The sequence below is a fragment of the Paenibacillus sp. FSL R10-2199 genome (assembly GCF_038000235.1).
Taxonomy (GTDB): domain Bacteria; phylum Bacillota; class Bacilli; order Paenibacillales; family Paenibacillaceae; genus Paenibacillus_AQ; species Paenibacillus_AQ phytohabitans.
Window position 1 is genome coordinate 1,730,000 of sequence record NZ_JBBOBO010000002.1, and the last position, 19,511, is coordinate 1,749,510.

The 19,511-nt window shown below is 52.9% G+C and carries 20 protein-coding genes; 10 read left to right on the top strand and 10 right to left on the bottom strand.

Features of this window, described 5'->3' with window-relative positions; genetic code table 11:
- Positions 1–22: 22 nt before the first annotated feature.
- Positions 23–397, bottom strand: coding sequence for a Na-translocating system protein MpsC family protein (locus NYE33_RS35340; RefSeq protein ID WP_179093602.1), 375 nt, complete (start codon positions 395–397; stop codon positions 23–25).
- A gap of 285 nt (positions 398–682) precedes the next feature.
- On the opposite strand from NYE33_RS35340, the gene NYE33_RS35345 reads away from it, so the two are divergent.
- Together NYE33_RS35345 and NYE33_RS35350 are read left to right on the top strand one after the other, a co-directional pair.
- Positions 683–1,792 (top strand): ATP-binding protein, encoded by a 1,110-nt coding sequence (locus tag NYE33_RS35345; protein WP_341069952.1) that lies wholly within the window; start codon positions 683–685, stop codon positions 1,790–1,792.
- A 35-nt stretch (positions 1,793–1,827) separates the two neighbouring features.
- On the top strand, positions 1,828–2,529 hold the full coding sequence (locus NYE33_RS35350) for a class I SAM-dependent methyltransferase (RefSeq protein ID WP_341069954.1): 702 nt from the start codon (positions 1,828–1,830) through the stop codon (positions 2,527–2,529).
- A 655-nt stretch (positions 2,530–3,184) separates the two neighbouring features.
- Here the strand turns inward: NYE33_RS35350 and NYE33_RS35355 are convergent.
- From NYE33_RS35355 to NYE33_RS35380, 6 genes are all read right to left on the bottom strand, one after another.
- Positions 3,185–3,691: a hypothetical protein gene (locus NYE33_RS35355; RefSeq protein WP_144026173.1), complete on the bottom strand. Its 507-nt coding sequence runs from the start codon at positions 3,689–3,691 to the stop codon at positions 3,185–3,187.
- A gap of 84 nt (positions 3,692–3,775) precedes the next feature.
- Positions 3,776–4,699: an ADP-ribosylglycohydrolase family protein gene (locus tag NYE33_RS35360; RefSeq protein ID WP_042133835.1), complete on the bottom strand. Its 924-nt coding sequence runs from the start codon at positions 4,697–4,699 to the stop codon at positions 3,776–3,778.
- Positions 4,696–5,070 (bottom strand): hypothetical protein, encoded by a 375-nt coding sequence (locus NYE33_RS35365; protein WP_341069955.1) that lies wholly within the window; start codon positions 5,068–5,070, stop codon positions 4,696–4,698. Before NYE33_RS35365 ends, NYE33_RS35360 begins: the two co-directional genes overlap by 4 nt.
- Positions 5,063–6,061 carry a Gfo/Idh/MocA family protein gene (locus NYE33_RS35370; protein WP_042232765.1) on the bottom strand — a complete coding sequence of 333 codons (999 nt, stop codon included), beginning with the start codon at positions 6,059–6,061 and terminating at the stop codon, positions 5,063–5,065. The genes NYE33_RS35365 and NYE33_RS35370 overlap by 8 nt, the downstream gene beginning before the upstream one ends.
- Positions 6,062–6,166: 105 nt before the next feature.
- Positions 6,167–6,496 (bottom strand): nucleoside triphosphate pyrophosphohydrolase, encoded by a 330-nt coding sequence (locus tag NYE33_RS35375; protein ID WP_144026174.1) that lies wholly within the window; start codon positions 6,494–6,496, stop codon positions 6,167–6,169.
- A 671-nt stretch (positions 6,497–7,167) separates the two neighbouring features.
- On the bottom strand, positions 7,168–7,884 hold the full coding sequence (locus NYE33_RS35380; protein ID WP_336101046.1) for a YceI family protein: 717 nt from the start codon (positions 7,882–7,884) through the stop codon (positions 7,168–7,170).
- Positions 7,885–8,073: 189 nt separating this feature from the next.
- Here NYE33_RS35380 and NYE33_RS35385 point away from each other — a divergent pair, with 189 nt between their 5' ends.
- The 4 genes from NYE33_RS35385 to NYE33_RS35400 all read left to right on the top strand — a co-directional run bounded on the left by NYE33_RS35385 (position 8,074) and on the right by NYE33_RS35400 (position 11,924).
- Positions 8,074–8,754 (top strand): response regulator transcription factor, encoded by a 681-nt coding sequence (locus tag NYE33_RS35385; RefSeq protein ID WP_042133826.1) that lies wholly within the window; start codon positions 8,074–8,076, stop codon positions 8,752–8,754.
- Positions 8,751–10,154, top strand: a complete 1,404-nt coding sequence (locus NYE33_RS35390; protein WP_341069958.1) for a HAMP domain-containing sensor histidine kinase — start codon at positions 8,751–8,753, stop codon at positions 10,152–10,154. Before NYE33_RS35385 ends, NYE33_RS35390 begins: the two co-directional genes overlap by 4 nt.
- Positions 10,155–10,251: 97 nt before the next feature.
- Complete coding sequence (locus tag NYE33_RS35395) at positions 10,252–10,746, top strand: hypothetical protein (RefSeq protein WP_076247182.1); 495 nt, start codon at positions 10,252–10,254, stop codon at positions 10,744–10,746.
- Between the two features lie 437 nt (positions 10,747–11,183).
- Positions 11,184–11,924, top strand: coding sequence for a hypothetical protein (locus NYE33_RS35400; protein WP_341069961.1), 741 nt, complete (start codon positions 11,184–11,186; stop codon positions 11,922–11,924).
- A gap of 83 nt (positions 11,925–12,007) precedes the next feature.
- Here NYE33_RS35400 and NYE33_RS35405 read toward each other — a convergent pair whose 3' ends face one another.
- Positions 12,008–12,910, bottom strand: a complete 903-nt coding sequence (locus tag NYE33_RS35405; protein WP_076247184.1) for a DUF6612 family protein — start codon at positions 12,908–12,910, stop codon at positions 12,008–12,010.
- A gap of 208 nt (positions 12,911–13,118) precedes the next feature.
- Here NYE33_RS35405 and NYE33_RS35410 point away from each other — a divergent pair, with 208 nt between their 5' ends.
- Complete coding sequence (locus tag NYE33_RS35410) at positions 13,119–14,576, top strand: amidase family protein (protein WP_340947877.1); 1,458 nt, start codon at positions 13,119–13,121, stop codon at positions 14,574–14,576.
- 18 nt (positions 14,577–14,594) lie between these two features.
- Here the strand turns inward: NYE33_RS35410 and NYE33_RS35415 are convergent, their stop codons facing one another.
- Both NYE33_RS35415 and NYE33_RS35420 read right to left on the bottom strand, forming a co-directional pair.
- On the bottom strand, positions 14,595–14,915 hold the full coding sequence (locus NYE33_RS35415) for a YciI family protein (protein WP_052421675.1): 321 nt from the start codon (positions 14,913–14,915) through the stop codon (positions 14,595–14,597).
- Positions 14,916–14,928: 13 nt separating this feature from the next.
- Positions 14,929–15,486, bottom strand: a complete 558-nt coding sequence (locus NYE33_RS35420; RefSeq protein ID WP_042133814.1) for a DUF1273 domain-containing protein — start codon at positions 15,484–15,486, stop codon at positions 14,929–14,931.
- A 248-nt stretch (positions 15,487–15,734) separates the two neighbouring features.
- Between NYE33_RS35420 and NYE33_RS35425 the strand changes: the two genes are divergently transcribed.
- The 3 genes from NYE33_RS35425 to NYE33_RS35435 all read left to right on the top strand — a co-directional run bounded on the left by NYE33_RS35425 (position 15,735) and on the right by NYE33_RS35435 (position 19,503).
- A complete protein-coding gene (locus NYE33_RS35425) occupies positions 15,735–16,457 on the top strand; it encodes a hypothetical protein (protein WP_341069964.1) in 723 nt (240 codons plus the stop codon).
- 236 nt (positions 16,458–16,693) lie between these two features.
- Positions 16,694–18,367 (top strand): spore germination protein, encoded by a 1,674-nt coding sequence (locus tag NYE33_RS35430; RefSeq protein ID WP_445669831.1) that lies wholly within the window; start codon positions 16,694–16,696, stop codon positions 18,365–18,367.
- Positions 18,368–18,399: 32 nt separating this feature from the next.
- Positions 18,400–19,503 (top strand): GerAB/ArcD/ProY family transporter, encoded by a 1,104-nt coding sequence (locus NYE33_RS35435; protein ID WP_042133808.1) that lies wholly within the window; start codon positions 18,400–18,402, stop codon positions 19,501–19,503.
- Positions 19,504–19,511: the final 8 nt, after the last annotated feature.

Sequence of the window (19,511 nt, forward strand, 5' to 3'; positions counted from 1 at the left end):
GGCAGGCCGGCTCTCCGGAAGATCAGAGTTCCAACGTAACGTTCAGGTAATGCTCGAGGTCCTTCTCCAAAATTATGATCGTACCGGAATACTCGGTCTCCACATCATAATCTTTAAGAACGGCCTTGATATTCACTTGAAATTCATCCAGAAATGCCTGCTTGATTTCACACTTGAATACTTCATGCAGCACCAGATTAATCTGGCGGCTGGCCGTGGCATCATGGGCATCCAGCACCTTCAGTACGGGCACCCGGCTGTTAATGGATAGAATAATAATCTTGTTCCCCACGAAGTCGACCTTCTGCTGCTTGACGCCGGCGTTAAACAGCTTCTTGTTGATTTCGTTATAAATCCTTAAAATATCCTGTTTCCATTGTCCGGCGGAAGCGATCATTGCGATCACACCTTCATAGCTATTAATAATGTTACATTATGTCACAAGTACGTCAACAACTGCATCATTGTCCACCGCTTATACATCATTATAGATAAAAAGGTAGAGTTGTCAATAAATTTACGTAAGATAAATTAACATCTTAATTAATATTTCGGATTATATGTAATGTTAGTTTACACATAAAAAGATATCATCCTAAATATTTACAAAATAACGCTAATGAATTACAATCATTACGTAACTACGTAATTACATAATTTTGAAAGCAGGTGATCTTCCTTCATGACCCGTGACTTAAGCAGCGAACTGGATACGCTGAAGCAGCAGGTTGCCGAGCTTCAGGCGGCCGTCCAGCATTGGAACACTGAGCGGAGAAGCTTGGCAGGCCATGCTGATCCGCCGGAATCTGTGAATTCAGCCGCAGAAGCGGGGCTGCCCGGCGCGGGACGCGGATCTGTATTTTATTCCGGCCATGCCCGTCTTAACGGACAAAGCTACCGCTGGGAACCCCATGAGCGTCCGATGGAACAGCTGCTCGAAGTGAACAACGAGAAATCAGCCAAAGTACTGGCGGCATTAAGCAACCGGCAACGGCTGGACATTCTGAAATCCGTCATTCAGGAGCCGCTTACGGGCAGTGAGCTGGTGGAGCGTCTGGGTATGGGCACTACCGGCCAGCTGTATCATCATCTCAAAGCATTGACTGGCGCAGATTTATTAGTGCAGGAGAGCGGAGGCCGTTATGCTTTCCCTTCTCACCGCCTCCTCCCCTTCCTCCTGCTGCTGGCTTCGGTTAGTACTCTAGAGGATACAAGTGACTATATGGACACGATGAGAACGAGAAATAACGCGGGGATTTATCTGGGTCCTGCACACAATTTCGATGTCCACCATCTGCTGTGGGCTGTTATCGAGAATCCGGTGATGGAGCATGCGGCCGGATATTGCAGCGAAATCGGGATATTCCTGCATGATGACGGGAGTGTCACCGTAACAGACAATGGACGGGGAATTCCGGTAGCGTCTCTACCAAATTCCAACATACCAGCTGCGCAATCCATTCTGACCGATATTCATAGATTTAATGGAGACGGAGCTTTTAAGGTGCCTGGTGCTGAGCAGGGAATCAGCATTGCCGTGGTCAACGCCCTCTCCGGCAGACTTACCGTTGATATCCGGCGCGGCGGCAGAATGTACCGCCAGGAGTATAGGCATGGTGTGCCACAGTCCGGACTGATGACGGTTGGAATCGCGAAGGATACGGGGACAAGTGTGACGTTTAAGCCGGATCAGGAATTTCTGGGCACAGGCTTTGAACAGGCACGGCTGAATGAACACAGTCATGAGCTGATGAAGGCATATCCGGGGCTCTCCATCTTCATTAACAACTAAACCGGGTGAATGAAATGAAAGGAGACTGCTGCTATATGAAACATGAAACGATCTATAGTCATGAGGATACGCTGAAGATGCTTGACTCTCTTTTTCGGGAAGAAGGGCAATGGTGGGATCAGTTCTACGGGGACCGGAATAAAGGGATTCCTTTCTTCAAGGATCGTCCGGATGAGAATTTGGTTGAATACGTAAGCAAGCGGCATATTACACCCGGCAAGGTGCTGGAATTAGGCTGCGGGGGCGGCAGAAATGCGGTTTATCTGGCTCAGCAGGGCTACGCCGTGGATGCCATTGACATCTCTCGGGCAGCGGTAGAATGGGGAAAGGAACGCGCCAGCAAACATCAGGTGGAGGTGAATTTCGCCCGCAGCAATATTTTTGACCTAAGCCTGGAGCCAGGCAGCTACGACCTCATCTATGACAGCGGATGTTTCCATCACATCTACCCCCACCGGAGAGTTACCTTCCTCGAATTGGTGAACAGGACACTTAAGCCTGGCGGGTATTTCGGACTGGTCTGCTTCGCCGCCGGCGCCATGGGTGCGGAGATCACAGATTGGGAAGTGTACCGGCAGCGGAGCCTCCGGGGCGGACTAGGCTTCACCGAGGATAAGCTTAAGAGCTTCTTCAGCGGTTTGGAGCTTATAGAGTTCAGACGCATGCGCCAGATGGATCAGAAGGATGTGCTGTTTGGTGAAGCTTTTCTGTGGACTGCCTTGTTCAGAAAAAATTAACGGAGTACTTGTCCTTTTTCACATCTACTCCATGTCAGGCTTGCCGTAAGTGTACGGCTCATCAACCCTATCGCTGGCACAATGTATTCGGTTTTTCGTATACATTCGGCTCATTTACTCTATCGTCGGCACAATGTACTCGGTTTTTCGTACATTCGGCTCATTTACTCTATCGTCGGCATATTGTATTCGGTTTTTCGCATACATTCCGCTCATCAACCCTATCGTCGGCACAATGTATTCGGTTTTTCGTATACATTCGGTTCATTTACCCTATCGCTGGCACAATGTATTCGGTTTTTCGTATACATTCGGCTCATTTACCATATCGTCTGCACATTGTACTCGGTTTTTCGCATACATTCGGCTCATTCACCCTATCGCTGGCACCTTGTATTCGGTTTTTCGCATACATTCGGCTCATCAACCCTATCGTTAGCACAATGTATTCGGTTTTTCGTATACATTCGGTTCATTTACCCTATCGCTGGCACAATGTATTCGGTTTTTCGCATACATTCGGCTCATCAACCCTATCGTCGGCACAATGTATTCGGTTTTTCGCATACATTCGGCTCATCTCTACCTGTCTTTCTCTTAAGCCCCCGCCGAAAGGATCGCCGTACGTAGGAGTGCCGCTGCTCTCCGCTTCCGACTAACCGGAATTTCTCCGTGACTGTGTACCGGCTTTCCGCCGCAGCAGTGCTGCAATCCACGCTACAAGGATAACCAGTGCGATCCCGCCAGCCAGAATATAAGCATTATAGAACAGGTTGTTGGTATATTGATTGATCCAGCCGAAGCGGAATACGACGGAATCCTCATCTCTGGTGAAACCTCTCAGATGTACTCTCAACGCATCGACATATCCGGTTTCCAGCCAGATGGCGAGCGGCAGCACAATAAGCGCTGAGACGGCAATCAACAGACTTGGTATGCTGAATACGGATTTCATCCGGAATAATCGGTAGAGCACCATGCCCGCACTGCACAAAAGAATAATGCCAAACAGCCATCCCGCCGCAAGCATGATAATTCCCGGATTGCCGTTGCCGGATATCGTTCCGCCGGTTTTATATGTGAATGTCATCCCATCCGTCAATACTACCAGGATGATGTTAATCAGCAGCCATATCAGCAGTTTCCGCCAACCCTTGCCCATATCCATTCTCCCCTTTCCATAATTAAAAAAGGCTGAGTGCCCGTTATAGATGCGCTCAGCCTGCCTCATGCAGCCTATTTCCTTCTATTCCACCCGTTCTGTAAACAACCGGCCGGCGTAGTCACTGATCAGCTCACGCATGGCCAGCTTACTCCGCCATTCTGCCGGTATACCATCCAGCCCGTAATACGCTCCGGCGATCTGGCCGTAGACCGCCCCTGTGGTATCGGCGTCATTGCCCAGATTCACAGCGAGCAGTGCGCCCTCCGCAAAGCTGGAGGATTTGTGAAAAGCCCACAGTGCCGCCTCCAGCGACTCTACTACATATCCCGAGCCTTGGATATCAGGCGGCTCCTTGATCCGGTAGGAGCCATACTTAATATTCAGCATATGCGGCGTCAGGCTGTCTTCATTCAGCCAATCACGGTAAGCCTCCGGAGCCAGCATGTCCTGCTTGCTCCACCCGTGCAGTCCGGCAAGGATGTACGCCGCGAGCAGACGGCAGGCATCCAGACATTCAACTGCGCCATGCGTCGTTCTTGAACTGAGCGCCGCATAGCGGATAGCTTCTGCAGGATTCTCTGCGTAGTACATGACCACCGGCGCAAGCCGCATAATGGAGCCGTTCCCGGCAGAATGAGGATCCTCCGATCCGCTGAACCCTTCGCCGCCGGCTTCGAATTGATGCAGCGCTGCGCGTGTCGCATTGCCGATATCGAAACATTCGCCGGTACTGCTGAGCTCTCCTTCGCGGTACCACTTCACATAACGCTGCATCTGATCCACAGGATCAAATGCCTGCTTCGTAAGCAGACTCTCCGCAAGGCAGAGCGCCATTGACGTATCATCGGTCCACTGTCCCGGCTGGAGACCAAATACCCCGCCGCCGACAATATCCGTAAGCGGCTCAAAGGTTCCGGGTGCTTTGAACTCAGCGGTCGTTCCCAGCGCATCTCCAGCGGCCAGACCCTGCAGGCAGCCCTGGTAGCGGTCAGCATTCAATGTCATTTGGTTTCCCCCTTTTTCCTCCTTCTTACGCTTGCAGCTATACTATTGCTGATTAGAGCGATTACGGAGTACAAGATGCCATAGAACAACGCACCGCTTCCGTCAAACAACACGTAGATGGATAACACGAACAGCGGCAACGGCAACAGGCATACCAGCAGGTTGAAACCCAGCTTAAGTCCCGAATCCGCAGCAAGAATCAGCACGGCTGTGGGATTCACCAGAACCAGCAGCAGCAGCCAGCTGCCAAGATCCTCCATTACCCCGGAACCGCCGCTTTGAAAATACGGGATCACCAGAAACAATACAAGATAGACTACAGTGTGAAGCAGAAGCTTGCGGGATAATGGCGTCAGGTTCAGTTTATTCACCGGGATACTTAAGCCCCCATTGTTCACGCACACCGTCCAGCAGCTTAAGAATCGCAACGGACTCATCCAGCGTCATCACCGGGCTTTCCGTCAGCCCTGCCTGAAGACAACGTCCCACTTCCTCAGCTTCAAAAGAATACCCGATCGAAGCACGGTCATCCTCAAAGGTCTCCACCAGCTCCCCGCCGATATACAGCTCAGCCGATTTCGGATTTACCAGCGTGCCTTTGACCACGATATAGCCTTCAGTTCCATAGACATAGGCTTCTTCATGCAGCTTCAGGCGAATCCCGCCGTTCAGGGAAGCCGACTTGCCATCCCCATAAGACAGCAGCAGGGAGAAGTGCTCGTCCACACCAGTCTCGCCGATATGTACGGTGCTGGAGACGGCTTCCGGGTGAGGTCCGAATACCATCGACGCGAAGGAGATGGGATAGATACCGACATCCAGCAGGGCTCCGCCGCCAAGGGCCGGGTTCAGCAGACGCCCCTCCGGATTCCAGTCCGCGCGGAAACCAAGATCCGCTTTGACCAGCCGCACTTCGCCGATACGCTCTGCTGCGAGCCATTCTCTAACCTTGGCATTGGCCGGAATATAGCGGCTCCACATAGCCTCCATCAGGAACAGCTTCTGCTGGCGGGCATACGCCACGATTTCTTCCAGCTCTGCACTGTTCACGGTAAAAGGCTTCTCACAGAGCACGGCTTTACCGGCACGCAATGCGAGCAGCGCATTCTCTTTGTGGAACGGATGCGGCGTTCCAATATAAATCGCATCCACTTCAGGATCGCTGACCAATTCCTCGTAGGTGGCATATGCCACAGGGATGCCGTGATTTCGGGCAAACTCATCTGCGCTTTCCTGAGTGCGCGATCCAACCGCATAAGCCACACCATTGCTGGCATGGGCCAAATCTGTAGCGAACTGATGGGCGATCCAGCCTGTGCTGAGAATGCCCCATTTTATCATGTAAGCGTTATCTTCTGTCATTAGTTAAATCCTCCTCTTAAATGAAACTTAGTCCCTATGATTCTATCAAAATGTGCCTGGTGTGTACATGTTGCCCGCTTCCCGCCGTCCGCCGGGTTAATACTATCAGCCCCTGTTCTCTACCTGCAGCAGCAGAATCCGGTCCTTGAACCCGCCGCGGCGCTCCGCTTTGTCAGCACGGATCTGTTCCAGAATACCGCTGTCCCCGCCATGGGTTACCGCCAAAGCCCGGATGACTTCCAGCAGATCCGCCAGCTCCTCGAGCGCCTGTCCGTCATTGTCCTCCCGTAGATACTCTGCCAGCTCCTCATGCAGCTTCGCACGCAGCTCCCGTATATATTCCTCCTCGTCCATGATTCTTGTCCTGCAGGTTTGCCCGTTCGCCGCAATCAGCGCCGGTATTCCGTCACGCACCAGTTTCGGATAATCAGCCAATTTCATTGTCTCCTTCGGGATGTATTGAATTTATAGACATTTTTATGTACGATCTGCGGATGAATCCAACTACAAATCATAATCCATTGAATCAAACATAATCCATTGAAGCCAGCTCATACTTCAGAGGTGAAGCATTATCACCAGCAGTCACACCAATTTCCCTTTGTTCTGCCGGGCAGTGCCGCCTTCGAAATGGAGGGTGAATAGTTTGTTCCGGACCCGCAATAGGGCATAGAGATTTCTCCTCTAGTACACCATCAAATGTTCAACAAATCAACTCATCCGCCGGTGAAAAGGACTGAGAATCCTCTATTCCAGTTAATCAGATGTATTTGCTGGCCAAACGGACTCAGAATCCGTTAATTGATGGTTCACACCCCTATCGGGCATAAAAAAACAAGATAAGTGATTCTCAGTCCGCTTGAGCTCCATAAAGAGGCTTTTGGAAGAAATAACGGCTTCTCAGTCCGGTTCATTCCATATAAAGATAAAGGCACTATATAGATTGAACCGGGAAAATTCCACTGTGGGGATTAGCCGTGGCTGCAGAGAATGTTTGACTTCCGGCCACTGTTAGGTTTGTATATATACCCGAACCAAAAACTCTCCCCGTCAGCCGCGAATCCGCAGTGACGGGGAGAGCTTCTTATTAACAATCTAATCCTATATTATTTGCTCAGTACAAGCTCCAGGCGGACCTCAAGGTTATTCTCGGTATCCAGCACAATCGAATGCGGATTGCTCATGCCGAAATCTTCAAAGGTAACCATGGTTGTGCCCGACAACATGAGCTGTCCGCCGCTGTATACGGCTTGCGAGTCAAACGTAACATCCTTCTCTATCCCCTTGACTGTCAGCGTACCCTGGAGCTCAACCGGCACCGCTGTGCCCTCCGTCCATTCCGCCGGAAGCTCCGAGAAGGAACTCACGGTAAATGTGGACTCCGGGAACTCCGTCACTGCCAGGAAGTCTGCTCCCTTGACATGCTCGTCCCGCTGGCCGTTGCCGGAATCCAGCGCACTCATCTCTACGGTTCCTTCGCCCGTCATCGAGCTGGCATCCTCCAGGTTCACATTCCAGTTTCCGGTAACGGAAGGGTCTACGAAGTTAACAGTTTCTTTGGAAGTTGTCACTGACCAGTAGACTTTGGACGTATCCGCAATGCTCCAGGCACCGTTCAGCTGCTCTGCCGTAACTGCAGCACCAGTCGCTGCCGCCGCGTTCGCAGTTCCCGCTTCCTGGGTCTCAGTTCCTTGACTCTGCGCAGGAATAACAGATTCGATCTCAACATTATTGCCCAGGCTATTGTTAAGTAACATGAATGCTGAGATAGCTCCTGCGATAACGACTACGGCTGCGATTAAGGCGATTGTTTTCTTCTTCATCTTATTCCCTCCATCCAATTCTCTGTATGCCCTATTAGGCTTGGTTCCCATTCTAACAAAGCAATATGTCGGGAAGAAGTCAAAACACACCGGCCCGCAGTATGGTAGAATTGTCGTAATTTTAACTAACACATAGCCGTAGCCCCGGGAGAAGCATTCCCCGCCGGGCCTGAGAAGGAGGCTGAATAGATGAAATCCATTCTGATTGTTGAGGATGAGGAGGCGATTGCCCGGGTGCTCAGTGCTTATCTGCGAAAAGCGGGCTTCCACGTCACCCGTGCCGCCGACGGCCGGAGTGCCCTGGAAGCCTTCGAGGTGGCGCCGCCCTCGCTGATTCTGCTCGATATTATGCTGCCGAACATGGACGGCTTCGAGCTGCTCGGACTGATCCGCGAGAAAAGCAGCTGTCCTGTCATTATGCTCACGGCCAGGGACGGCATCAATGACCGGCTGGCGGGATTGGACGGCGGGGCCGACGACTATATGTCGAAGCCGTTCATTCCCGAGGAGGTTGTCGCCCGCGTGAACGCGGTGCTGCGCCGCCCCTCGCAGTGGTCGGACGGCAGCCGCAAGCGCCATTTCGGCAGCCTGTTCATTGATTACTCTGCGCGCAGTGTGTTCCTGAACGGGGCTGAGGTCAGCCTTAGTCCGCGCGATATGTCCGTGCTGCTGTTCCTGGCCGAACGCCCGAATCAGATCTGCACCCGTGACCAGCTGCTGGAGCATGTATGGGAAATGGATTACGAAGGAAGCGACCGGGCCGTTGACCTCTCCATTAAAAGACTGCGCCAGGCGCTCTCGCACTGGCCGGACAATGAAGGAGAGATCCGTACCCTGAGAGGAACAGGTTATCAATTATGGACAACATGAACAACAGAACAAAGAAACCCACTTCGATCCTCTCCTACTGGACCGTCCGTTACCTGCTGATTATCAGTATCGGGCTGCTGCTGACGGCGCTGGTAACCTTCTGGTGGATTCAGCAGGAAGCGATGAACAACCGGATGCAGACCACCGGCCTGCTGGCCCAGGAGATTGCCGACCGCAGCGTCGGCACGGACGGACAGCTCGCCATCACCCAGGGCCTCGACAAGCTGGTCGAGGACCGCAAGCGGTTCTTCAAGGTAACCATGGAAATGTGCGTGATCATTACCGGACCTTCGGGCGAGCTGCTGTATTCCCAGCCTCCTCTGACGGATGAAGAGATGCGGCATAAGCTGAATGATACGCTGACGGATTCCCGCAGCCCGGAATTCAAGGCCGCCGCTGCGCAGATCCAGGGAGATCAGGGAACGCTCGGGCAGGTAATCGTCCTGCAGTCCAAACGTTCCCTGCGTCATATCCCGCAGGAAGAGATCACCTTCTTCTCGATCATCATTGTCTTCCTGATCATTTTAAGCTGGCTGACGATCTACCTCTTGTCGATCAAGCTGGCCAAGCCGATTCAGCGGGTCGCTGCCGCTGCTGCACAGATCAGCGGCGGCCAGTATAACATCGTGCTGGAGACCGGAGCCAAGGAGCGGGAAATCCAAGAACTGCTGGTATCCTTCCAGGAGATGGCGGGCAAGCTGCAGCAGTTCGAGCAGTCCCGGGCCGTCATGCTGGCCGGAGTGTCCCATGAACTGAAGACCCCGGTCACCTCTATTAAAGGACTGCTTCATGCGGTCCGCGAGGGTGTGGTCGAGGGAGATGAGGCCGGGGAATTCCTCGATATCGCCTTACTCGAAGCCGAGCGGCTGCAGCGCATGGTCGCGGATCTGCTCGACTATAACGCGCTGACAGCGGGCATTGTCGCCGTCCGTCATGATAGGCTGGAGGCCGCTCCGCTGCTGGAGGAAATCCTCTATCAATGGAAGCTGACCCAAGGCGAGGATGTCTGCGAGCCTATCCTTCATCTGCCGGAGAGCCGGCTGTTTCTGCGGGGAGATCCGCTGCGTATCCAGCAGATTATCGTCAATCTGCTCAATAACAGCGTGCAGGCGAAGGCACAGGACCGCAAGCTTCAATTAACGCTGGAGCTTGCGGCCACGCCGCAGGGCAGCGCCGAAATTACGGTGACAGATAACGGATCGGGTATTCATCCGGAGAGCCGGGAGCTGATCTTCGAAGCCTTCTTCCGCAGCACTGCCAAGCAGAGCGTGCTGCGCGGACTCGGGCTAGGCCTGACCTTCAGCAGGCTGCTCGCCGAAGGCATGGGCGGCAGCCTTGAGCTGGGCAGCGCCCCGCAGCAGGGCTGCTCGTTCGTGCTGCGGCTGCCGCTTGCCGGTTGAGCCGGCTAAGGGCCGTAACAGTTCCGGCAGGCTATATAGTCCACTGCCCGCCGGCATGGTATAATCAACTGACGAAAATGCGAACCGGAGGCTGCATATGCTTACTTTTGAACAGAAATTAGCTATTCTTGATTCCTACCCCCAGCTGGAACGGCGGAATGTCTCGCTTGGGCGGGTGAACTACCACTTCGAGGAGAGCCGGCATGACAAGAAGACCGTCGCTTCCCATCTCCACCCGAACGGCAACGGCTTCGTCTATGCCGGCCTGCTGCGTGGCTATGAGAGTGATGACAAAGGTCTGGTGAACATCAGGGATTATTCGGAAGCTGAACTGCGGGAACTGGTGGATGCTTCGATTACGTCTCTATCCATGTTCATTCCCGATGCCCCTGCTCCGGCCAAAAGAAAGAAAAAAGCGCAGACTGGTACTGAATCTCTATGGAAGAATGAGGATGGCCACACGCTGAGTCTAAGATTCGAGGAAGATCTGTGGTACCTGTATGCAGGCCTCCAGCTGGAGATGGCCTTCGAAACCGTAGAAGAAGCCGAGGAGTATTTGGCGGAAGAGGGATTTGTCCGGGAACAGGAGTAACTTCCTGATTACCCGCCAGCTTTCCTGTAAGGTACATTCAACGCAAAGCCTGTAAACCGCATTTTATCTGCGGAATACAGGCTTTTTAAAATCCTGCCCATAATACAACATTCCCCTCGTAATCCCGGCTATAATCGGAAATTGTTGTACAAAAGGCAGCATTCCTCTTCCCACATAGCATGAAGCGGGACAATTCTTGTATTTCATACAACAATCTGTCCGAACACCCAGGGATTTAGGAAGCTAAGTTGTACTACGTACAACAATTAAGCCCATTAAGCCTAAACCCTATGAAACATAAAAATTCCAGGTTCTCCCGGCAACGAATCCGGTATGGGCGGTTTATGTCTTTGGCAAATTTATAGTATTTATAGGGCAACCCCCTTATACTATAGCCAATGCTATGATTTCCATATTTTTCTTAAGGAGGATGAGCAATGAACAATCCGGAAGGCGGAGCGCCCTTTACGAATCCCGGAGGACCAAATTCAGATAACGGGCAACCGCAGCCCCAGCGCAGAACATCCGGGCAATGGGACAATCTGCTCCAAGATGAACGCGTCAGGCAGGCTAAGCAGGTCAGTAAACAGTACTGGGGATTCTTCTTGAGTGCTCTAACCCGTCCTTACAGTACGATGAAAGAGGTCCAGGCCGCCCAATTATTGAACAGTCTGATTACATTTGGACTGACGGTAATACTGTCAGCACTATATTTTCTCACCTGGTTCATCAAATGGGACATCTCGCCAATCATAGGCCCCGGATTTCTGAAGCCGCTTCTATTAACGGCTGCAGGAATTGCCGTTGGCTGCGGGACTACTTATGCCGCACTCCGGCTGGAGAAGGTCAGCTTTGATCTCAAGCTGCTGATCGTAAGATTCGGCACTCTGCTCGTTCCCGCTGTAGCGCTGCTGGTTCTGGCTATCCTGTCGCTGATCCTCAGCCTGTATTCCTTCTCGGTTCTCCTGCTTATTCTGTCCTTTCTTTTCGTCTTTGTCAGCATCAACACCGTGGCGTTTCAATATCCGCTAAACACCTCCAACCGCGGAATCGATACCCTATACCTGATTGCCACTGCAAACGTTGCAACCGGATATATATTCTACAAGCTGGTAATTTCGGTATTGGCCGGAGCAGCCTACGGACTGTTCAACAGCATGTCCCCCTTTGGCCTGTAAACATGTAATCAGCATTGCCATGACCAAACAGGAGGACCCGGTGTACGGGTCCTCCTGTTCTGCATGATTTATATTGGGGCCTGTTACTGGGTTGCCGGCATTTGAGCCTCCTGCGCCTCCAGAGCTTCCTGCGGAACCTTGATCTCCGTGATCTTGTTATGATCGCTAATGGTTGCCTTCATCTTCATATCCATCGAGACGGTCTGTTCACCGCTGCTCATATCCATGACCAGATTAACATCCGATGAAGTCGGGAAATAAGTCTTCTTGTCCACGGTGTAAGCGATGTTCATGCTCTTGATATTCATCTGCTCCATCATCGCAGTCATCTGGCTGTCTACACTTCCGCTCTGGTTCAGATAGCTCTTCGCCAGATTCTTGACTTCTTCACCAGATACTTCTGCTGTTATCAGATAATTGTCACCTTCCTCGGTGATTTTCGTCTGGTCAGCAATTTGGTTGAACTGCTCCAGCTGCTTCTCAGGATTTGCAGACTGCTGCATGGCAGCGGTCAACTGCTCAGTCATCGCAGCCGGCATCTTAACCCACTGCCCGTTCGTCAGCGAGAAGAAACCGTCTGCGGTTACATACTGCTCCATCTTCTGTTCTCCCTGGCCTGCCAGAGTCATAACGATCTCCTGATGCATTTCCAGCGGATCTTTAGTATATTCAGCTTTCACTGCCATCTCAATGGCTTGTTCCTGATTGGTTTCGCCCTGCTTAACCACCATATTCTGCTGAATTTGCGAGTTCATGGCGAAGCTCTTCAATTCCGATTGTGCAGCAGCCGTCTTCTGCAGCAGTTCCTCCAGAGCCGGAACGCCGGCGGATGTCTGTTCGGCTGGGGCTGTAGTGGCGGTAGTACCGGCAGCTGCTGCCGGGGCTTCAGAAGCATCAGCAGCCGGCTGAGCCGTTTCATTGTTGCCGCATGCGGTTAAGGCAGCAGACAGAATAACCCCCATGAATAATGCAGTCCATTTTCTCAAGTTGTAATCCTCCTAATCGTTATTGGCAAGATGTGTTAGTGCATGTCAACTATTAACCACGGGAGATACGCCTCTAACATTTCTTTAAGAACTAACATGAACTGTAAGAGTAACCCGGACAGCAAAAACAACACTATGAAGACAGGGAAAACTATGGTTAGATGAAGGAGAAAACCTATAACCTAGAGGGAAAGAAGCGTGAACCCGCATGAGTTTTGAAATCGTAGAGGCTACCCTACCGGAGATTCAGGCCGCTCTGGATTCCGGAGAAATCACTTCCAGACAATTAGTCCTTATGTATCTTGAACGCATTGCAGATCATGACAAAAACGGCCTGACGATCAATTCCGTGCTGGAGATTAATCCGGATGCGCTGTTCATCGCTGAATCCCTGGACGTGGAACGACAGCTTCAGGGGTCCCGGGGACCGCTGCACGGTATACCGGTATTGCTGAAGGACAATATCAACACAGGGGATAAAATGCATACCAGTGCGGGTTCGCTGGCTTTGGCGGATTCTTTTGCGCAGGAGGATGCCTTCATTGTTACCAGGCTGCGCGAAGCCGGGGCGATTATTATGGGCAAGGCCAACATGACGGAATTCGCCAATTTCATGACGAACGGCATGCCCTCAGGCTTCAGCTCCCGGGGCGGTCAGGTGCTTAACCCTTACAATATCTCCACGCCGACAGGCGGCTCCAGCGCCGGATCTGCAGTGGCGGTTGCCTGCAATTTCTGCGCCGTGTCCGTAGGAACGGAAACCTCGGGCTCGATCCTCAATCCCGGCAACCTTGGATCGGTCATCGGCATCAAGCCTACTGTAGGAATGATCAGCCGCTCCGGCATTCTTCCGCTCTCCAATACGCAGGATACCGCCGGACCTATGGCGAGAACCGTCCGCGATGCTGTACTTCTGCTGAATGCCCTGCTTGGACAGGACGACAGCGATGCCGCAATGGGTACGAATACAGGCAGACTGCATGCGGATTATACGGTCTTCCTCGATGCAGACGGCCTGAAGGGTGCGCGCATCGGGATTCCGCGGGATTATTATTTCGAGGAGCTTACAGACGAACAGCTCGCGCTGTTCAATGCCTCAGTGGACAGAATGCGCGAGCTCGGGGCGACCATTATTGATCCGGCTGAGATTACAACTGCACGGGAGATCAGCTATTCCTCTGTGGTGCTGAATGAGTTCAAAACCTCACTTAACGCCTATTTGGCAAAACTGGGCCCGGGCGCTCCCATGCGAACCCTGAAGGATATCATTGATTTCAATCATGCCCATCCGGTAGAGACACTGAAGTTCGGGCAAGCCACCCTGCTGGATGCCGAATATACCACCTCCGGCACCCTCACGGAGCCGCAGTATCTGCGTGACCGTGCGACGGATCTGCGGCTCTGCAAGGAACTGGGTATCGATGCCACTATGCGGGAGCATCAGCTGGATGCCCTCTTATTTCCGGCTGACTTTGGCGCACGAATCACGTCAAGAGCCGGTTACCCGTCCATTGTAGTACCGTCCGGCTACACATCGGCTGGCGCTCCCTTTGGAGTAACCTTCTCGGCACGGGCTTATGAGGAACCGGTGCTCATACGGCTGGCTTATGCCTACGAACAGAATTACAAGGTCCGCAAGGCGCCTTCGCTGCAGAGCTTCATCTAAAATTTTCTTGTAAGCCGCCTAATCGGCGGCTATGCCCATGTGCCTGTTGCCTTCATGGGACAGGCCCCAGGTGCGTAGTTCATAGCTGCGGATACCCGATAGTACATAGGGGTCCCGCCCGGCAATCTCTGCTGCCTCTTCACGGGAAGCGGCGCGGATAATGACCATTCCGCCGGGACTGTCACTGAAGGGCCCGCACAGCACCAGCTGTCCACTGCGCTCCAGCTCCTGCAGATGTCTGACATGCGCCCGGATGATATCCATATCTCTGCGGTCCTGTGCAGTCGGGCTCAGCAATATTACATAACAAATATCCTCTTCAGCCTGCTTTTCACTCAACCTGCTCTCCTCCTCATTCGTAACCGCGCTGGCTCTCTTCGTCGGCAATGTTCTGAATCTCCTCGGCATGCATCAGATAGAGTTCATAATCACCTTCAGCATGCAGCTTCATTGCCCGTTCCTTGGTGAATTTCGCACTGCCTTCCGCAGCATCCTCGTCGTAGAACAGCAGAATCCCGTCGCTTTTGCGGAACAGCAGATCATCTCTCGCCCTGAACTGCCAGCTGCCGTCATAGGGTGCATTACTCACAGCTCCGTAGTAGTCTGCTCCGGCAATAATACGGCGGTATTCATTCTGCTTCTCTTCCTTCCACTTCTCTTCCGGGGCTGCATGGGCTGTAATGATCCCCAGCTTCAGTCCGGGGTATTGCCGTTTCAGCTCAAGCACAACCTCGCAGGCCCATAGATCGACGCCGTATTGGCCGGGAGTGATAACCCACTCCACCCCATCTTCTATCAGCGGAACGAGCCGGTTGGCGAGCGCTTTTTTGATATAAGGAATCCCCTGATGTTTGCTGTCGTAAATCCCGAGCTCATGCGCACGGTAGCCTGTTACCAGTAAGGTTTTCATGTGCTGCCTCTTTCCTGAACGCTTCATTCCTGTTCTCTGTCAAATCCACTCTATTATGCATTATATAACATTTCACCAAGCGATACTTCCGGGAAAGCTCTGCCTAACTTTAAGCCTGTTTTCAGGAGCGTCTGATATATTGTCCTCCAGGATAGTGTTAAACCTAATCCCAGGCTTTTTATGCCAGCATTATACGACAACAGGCGATGAAGTTTATACACACCATACAGTTTAGGAGGACTATGAATATGAAAAAACATGTGCCTTATATGATGGCCGGCAGCCTGCTTGCTGCGATCCTGCTTGCCGGCTGCAGCTCGGATACAGCTCCGGCGGCAGCAACCTCAGGCGACATTCAGACAGCCCAGACCCAGAGCGGCAGCGAGGCGGCTCAGCCGGACGGGACTGCCGGGGCAGGCCAGAACCGGATGGACCGGGCCGGGATGAATATCGGCAAAATCAAGAGCATCAGCGGAAACACCATCACAATCTACACCGCTGATATGCCGGCACGGCAGCAGAACGGCGGAGAGGGAACCGCACCGGAGGGCGGGGCAGCGGCTCCCGGCAACGCGGCAGGCGCCCAGGCGGAGGGGCAAGGTACTCCCCCTGAAGGCGGACAGCCCACAGACGGGGGAGGAAAGGACTCTGCGCAGGGCGGCGGACGTCAAGGTGGCGGCATGATGCAGAACTTCTCCGAAGAGACCACCGATATCACAACCGGAAGTGATACCCAGTACGTATCGGTCACCTTCGACAACGGCGCTCAGACGGAGACAGCACTCTCCCTGTCCGATCTGAAGGCTGACGACATTATCCAGTATACGCTGAAGACGGATACTGCCGAGGCAGAGAAAATCACGCTCAGTACAGGAGGCTTCGGCGGTGGTGGAATGGGCGGCGGCGGACGGGGTCAAGGCAAGGCACCGGCAGGCGATGCCGCGGCAAGCGGCTCGGCTACCGGCAAGTAACAGAAGAGGCGGGCTACAGTAGTCAGAGGACCCGGTGATTCGTTAATTCCGGAGGCCGTCAGCGGGCGGAAAGGCGGCACCCGTCATTCCATTAAATTCTTATCTTAAATAAAAACCGGAGGCGCTTCCACAAGAGCGCCTCCGGTTTTTATTTATATTTTTCAGAGAAATGACTAAATCGAAGCAAACTTTGGAAAACTTCATTAACACGGATTCTTAATTTCTGCGGCTGGGGGATGATCAGATTGCTTGCTACCATTGTATCCTATATACCCGGCTGGGCAATCTTTGGTCAGGCGGGTGTTGCGCTGCTCGTTCCGCTCGTCCTCGGATACCTGTACAAAGCTTTGTACCTGCTGGTAGGGAGCGGGCGGGGGCAGTCTGGCTACGGCACCAAGACCGTTCCCCGGTCACAAGCACAGTCTGCAGCTGGGGCAAAATCTGGCACACCGGCTTCAATCCCCTTCAGCGGCAACTATACTACCGACCTGCTGGCGGTGAAGAACGCTATCGGTGCCAACAGTGACCTGCATATCCGGGAATTCACGATCGCGAATGGCGGAGGCCGGGGAGCGCTGATCTACGTAGACGGCATGCAGAATGACAGGATTCTTAATATGCGGATTATGCAGTTCCTGATGTACGAGATACCCGCCGGCCCGGTGTCTTCTGCAGAGATTGCCAACCAGCTGCTGCCCTTCAGCCAGCTTAATGAAGCGGACAGTGTGGAGAGCTTCAATAAATCTGTCCTCTTCGGCCACACGGCCCTGCTGATTGAAGGATTGCCCGGTGGTCTGCTGATTGAGCTGCCCGGAGGAGCCAACCGCACGATTGGGGAGCCGGTCTCTGAGGCCCTGCTGCGCGGGCCTAGACTGGGCTTCTCTGAAGTATTAAGCGAGAACACCTCCATGCTCCGGCGCCAGGGCTTCAGTGACCAGCTCGAGATGAAGACCTACCGGGCAGGCAACACCATTCAGCGGGATATAGTCCTGGCCTATATGAAGGATATCGTCAATCCCGAGCTGCTGGAGGAGGTTACGAACCGCATCCGCAAAATCGATATCGATTTCCTCGCCGAATCCGGCTATATCGAGCAGCTGATTGAAGACAACTATCTCAGCCCCTTCCAGCAGGTCCAGGATACTGAACGGCCGGACAGGGTCATTAGCGCCCTCTTGGAGGGACGGATTGCGATTCTGCTGGACGGAACACCGTTCGCACTGATTGTACCGGTTACCTTCAGTATGCTGCTGCAATCGCCGGAGGATTATTATGAGCGGTGGCTTCCCGGCACACTGCTGCGGCTGCTCCGTTTTGCATCGGCCTTCCTGGCGCTGATGGCCCCGTCCCTGTATATCTCGTTCATCTCCTTTCATCCGGGGCTGATACCGACGGAGCTGGCGATCAGCATCATTAAGACCCGGCAGGGTGTGCCTTTTCCTTCATTAATTGAAGTGCTGATTCTGGAAGTCGCCATCGAGATTCTCCGCGAAGCCGGAATCCGGCTGCCGAAGCCTATCGGCCCGGCCATGGGTATCGTCGGCGGTCTGATCATCGGGGATGCTGCAGTTCAGGCGGGCATCGTCAGCCCTTTTCTGGTCATAGTGGTTGCTGTCACGGCTATCTCGTCTTTCGCTATTCCCATGTACAGTGCGGGAATCACACTCCGGCTGCTGCGCTTCGCCGGCATGCTGTTCGCAGCAGTGCTCGGAATGTACGGCACCATTCTATTCTTCCTGCTAATCTGCTGTCATCTCACCAAGCTCAAAAGCTTCGGTGTACCTTATCTGACGCCGGTATCCCCTTTCCGGCTGAGTGATTGGAAAGATCTGTTCCTGCGTGCTCCGATGGCTCTGATGAAACGCAGACCGGTGATGATGAAAACCAAACAGGATAAACGAAAATCATAACCGCGCCTGCGCGCAAGGAGGAAGAGGACTTAATGTTCGTACGCACCGATGATAAAATCACGGCTACACAAGCGGCCGTTTTCTTGAACAATACATTGCTTGGCGCGGGGATTCTTACGCTTCCGCGCAGTGTGAGCGAATCAGTCAAAACCCCTGATTCCTGGATATCCGTCCTGCTAGGCGGAGCCATTGTGATGCTGGTTGTATTCATTATGGTGAAGATCAGCCAGCAGTTCCCGGGCAAAACTGTATTTCAATATGCCGCTCAGATTACAGGCCGGGTATTCGGCGGATGCCTGTGTTTGCTGCTGGTTCTTTATTTCATCATTATTGCCGGCTTTGAAATCCGCACGCTGGCCGAGGTCACCTTGTTTTTTCTGCTGGAGGGAACCCCCATCTGGGCAGTCATCCTTCCTTTTCTCTGGCTCAGCACCTATCTGGTATACGGAGGCATTAACTCTATTGCCCGGGCCTTTACGATTGTGTTCCCGATTAGCATTATGATACTGCTCATTTCCTTTATACTCAGCGTACGGCTGTTTGATATCAACCATCTGCGTCCCGTGCTGGGCAACGGATTGCCTCCTGTATTCGCAGGGTTGAAATCCACTGTGCTCGTATTCACCGGTATAGAAGTTACGATGACACTTGTAGCATTCATGGAGAAGCCCAAACTGGCGGTCAAAGCCATGCTTGGAGGCCTCGCGGTCTCGCTGGGGCTCTATTTCCTGACCGTGATCATGGTTATCGGGGGCATTTCCGTTAATTCCGCCATCACCAGTACCTGGCCTACCATCGATCTGATGCGCAGCTTCGAGGTGCCCGGTTTTTTCTTCGAGCGTATGGAATTCCCGTTCATGGTCATCTGGCTGATGCAGATGTTCTGCAACTTCAGCAGCTTCTTTTTCCAGTCCACGCTTGGCATTTCACAGATCTTCAAGATTAAGGTTCATCCGATTATTTATGCTATGGTTCCCGTTCTGTTCCTATCGGCGATGCTGCCCAAATCCATGACCGACCTGTTCGCACTCGGGGATGCCATCGGCAAAATGGGGATTGTTCTGTTCCTGCTGCTGCCTGTGCTGCTCTCGGTTATCTGGCTCATCCGTGTGAAGGGGCTGAAGCAGCATGTGTAGACGGAGAT

Coding starts and splice junctions, on each gene's coding strand:
- NYE33_RS35340 (WP_179093602.1), bottom strand. CDS start 397: ATGATCGCTTCCGCCGGACAATGGAAACAGGATATTTTAAGGATTTAT.
- NYE33_RS35345 (WP_341069952.1), top strand. CDS start 683: ATGACCCGTGACTTAAGCAGCGAACTGGATACGCTGAAGCAGCAGGTT.
- NYE33_RS35350 (WP_341069954.1), top strand. CDS start 1,828: ATGAAACATGAAACGATCTATAGTCATGAGGATACGCTGAAGATGCTT.
- NYE33_RS35355 (WP_144026173.1), bottom strand. CDS start 3,691: ATGGGCAAGGGTTGGCGGAAACTGCTGATATGGCTGCTGATTAACATC.
- NYE33_RS35360 (WP_042133835.1), bottom strand. CDS start 4,699: ATGACATTGAATGCTGACCGCTACCAGGGCTGCCTGCAGGGTCTGGCC.
- NYE33_RS35370 (WP_042232765.1), bottom strand. CDS start 6,061: ATGACAGAAGATAACGCTTACATGATAAAATGGGGCATTCTCAGCACA.
- NYE33_RS35380 (WP_336101046.1), bottom strand. CDS start 7,884: ATGAAGAAGAAAACAATCGCCTTAATCGCAGCCGTAGTCGTTATCGCA.
- NYE33_RS35385 (WP_042133826.1), top strand. CDS start 8,074: ATGAAATCCATTCTGATTGTTGAGGATGAGGAGGCGATTGCCCGGGTG.
- NYE33_RS35390 (WP_341069958.1), top strand. CDS start 8,751: ATGAACAACAGAACAAAGAAACCCACTTCGATCCTCTCCTACTGGACC.
- NYE33_RS35395 (WP_076247182.1), top strand. CDS start 10,252: ATGCTTACTTTTGAACAGAAATTAGCTATTCTTGATTCCTACCCCCAG.
- NYE33_RS35400 (WP_341069961.1), top strand. CDS start 11,184: ATGAACAATCCGGAAGGCGGAGCGCCCTTTACGAATCCCGGAGGACCA.
- NYE33_RS35410 (WP_340947877.1), top strand. CDS start 13,119: ATGAGTTTTGAAATCGTAGAGGCTACCCTACCGGAGATTCAGGCCGCT.
- NYE33_RS35420 (WP_042133814.1), bottom strand. CDS start 15,486: ATGAAAACCTTACTGGTAACAGGCTACCGTGCGCATGAGCTCGGGATT.
- NYE33_RS35425 (WP_341069964.1), top strand. CDS start 15,735: ATGAAAAAACATGTGCCTTATATGATGGCCGGCAGCCTGCTTGCTGCG.
- NYE33_RS35430 (WP_445669831.1), top strand. CDS start 16,694: ATGATCAGATTGCTTGCTACCATTGTATCCTATATACCCGGCTGGGCA.
- NYE33_RS35435 (WP_042133808.1), top strand. CDS start 18,400: ATGTTCGTACGCACCGATGATAAAATCACGGCTACACAAGCGGCCGTT.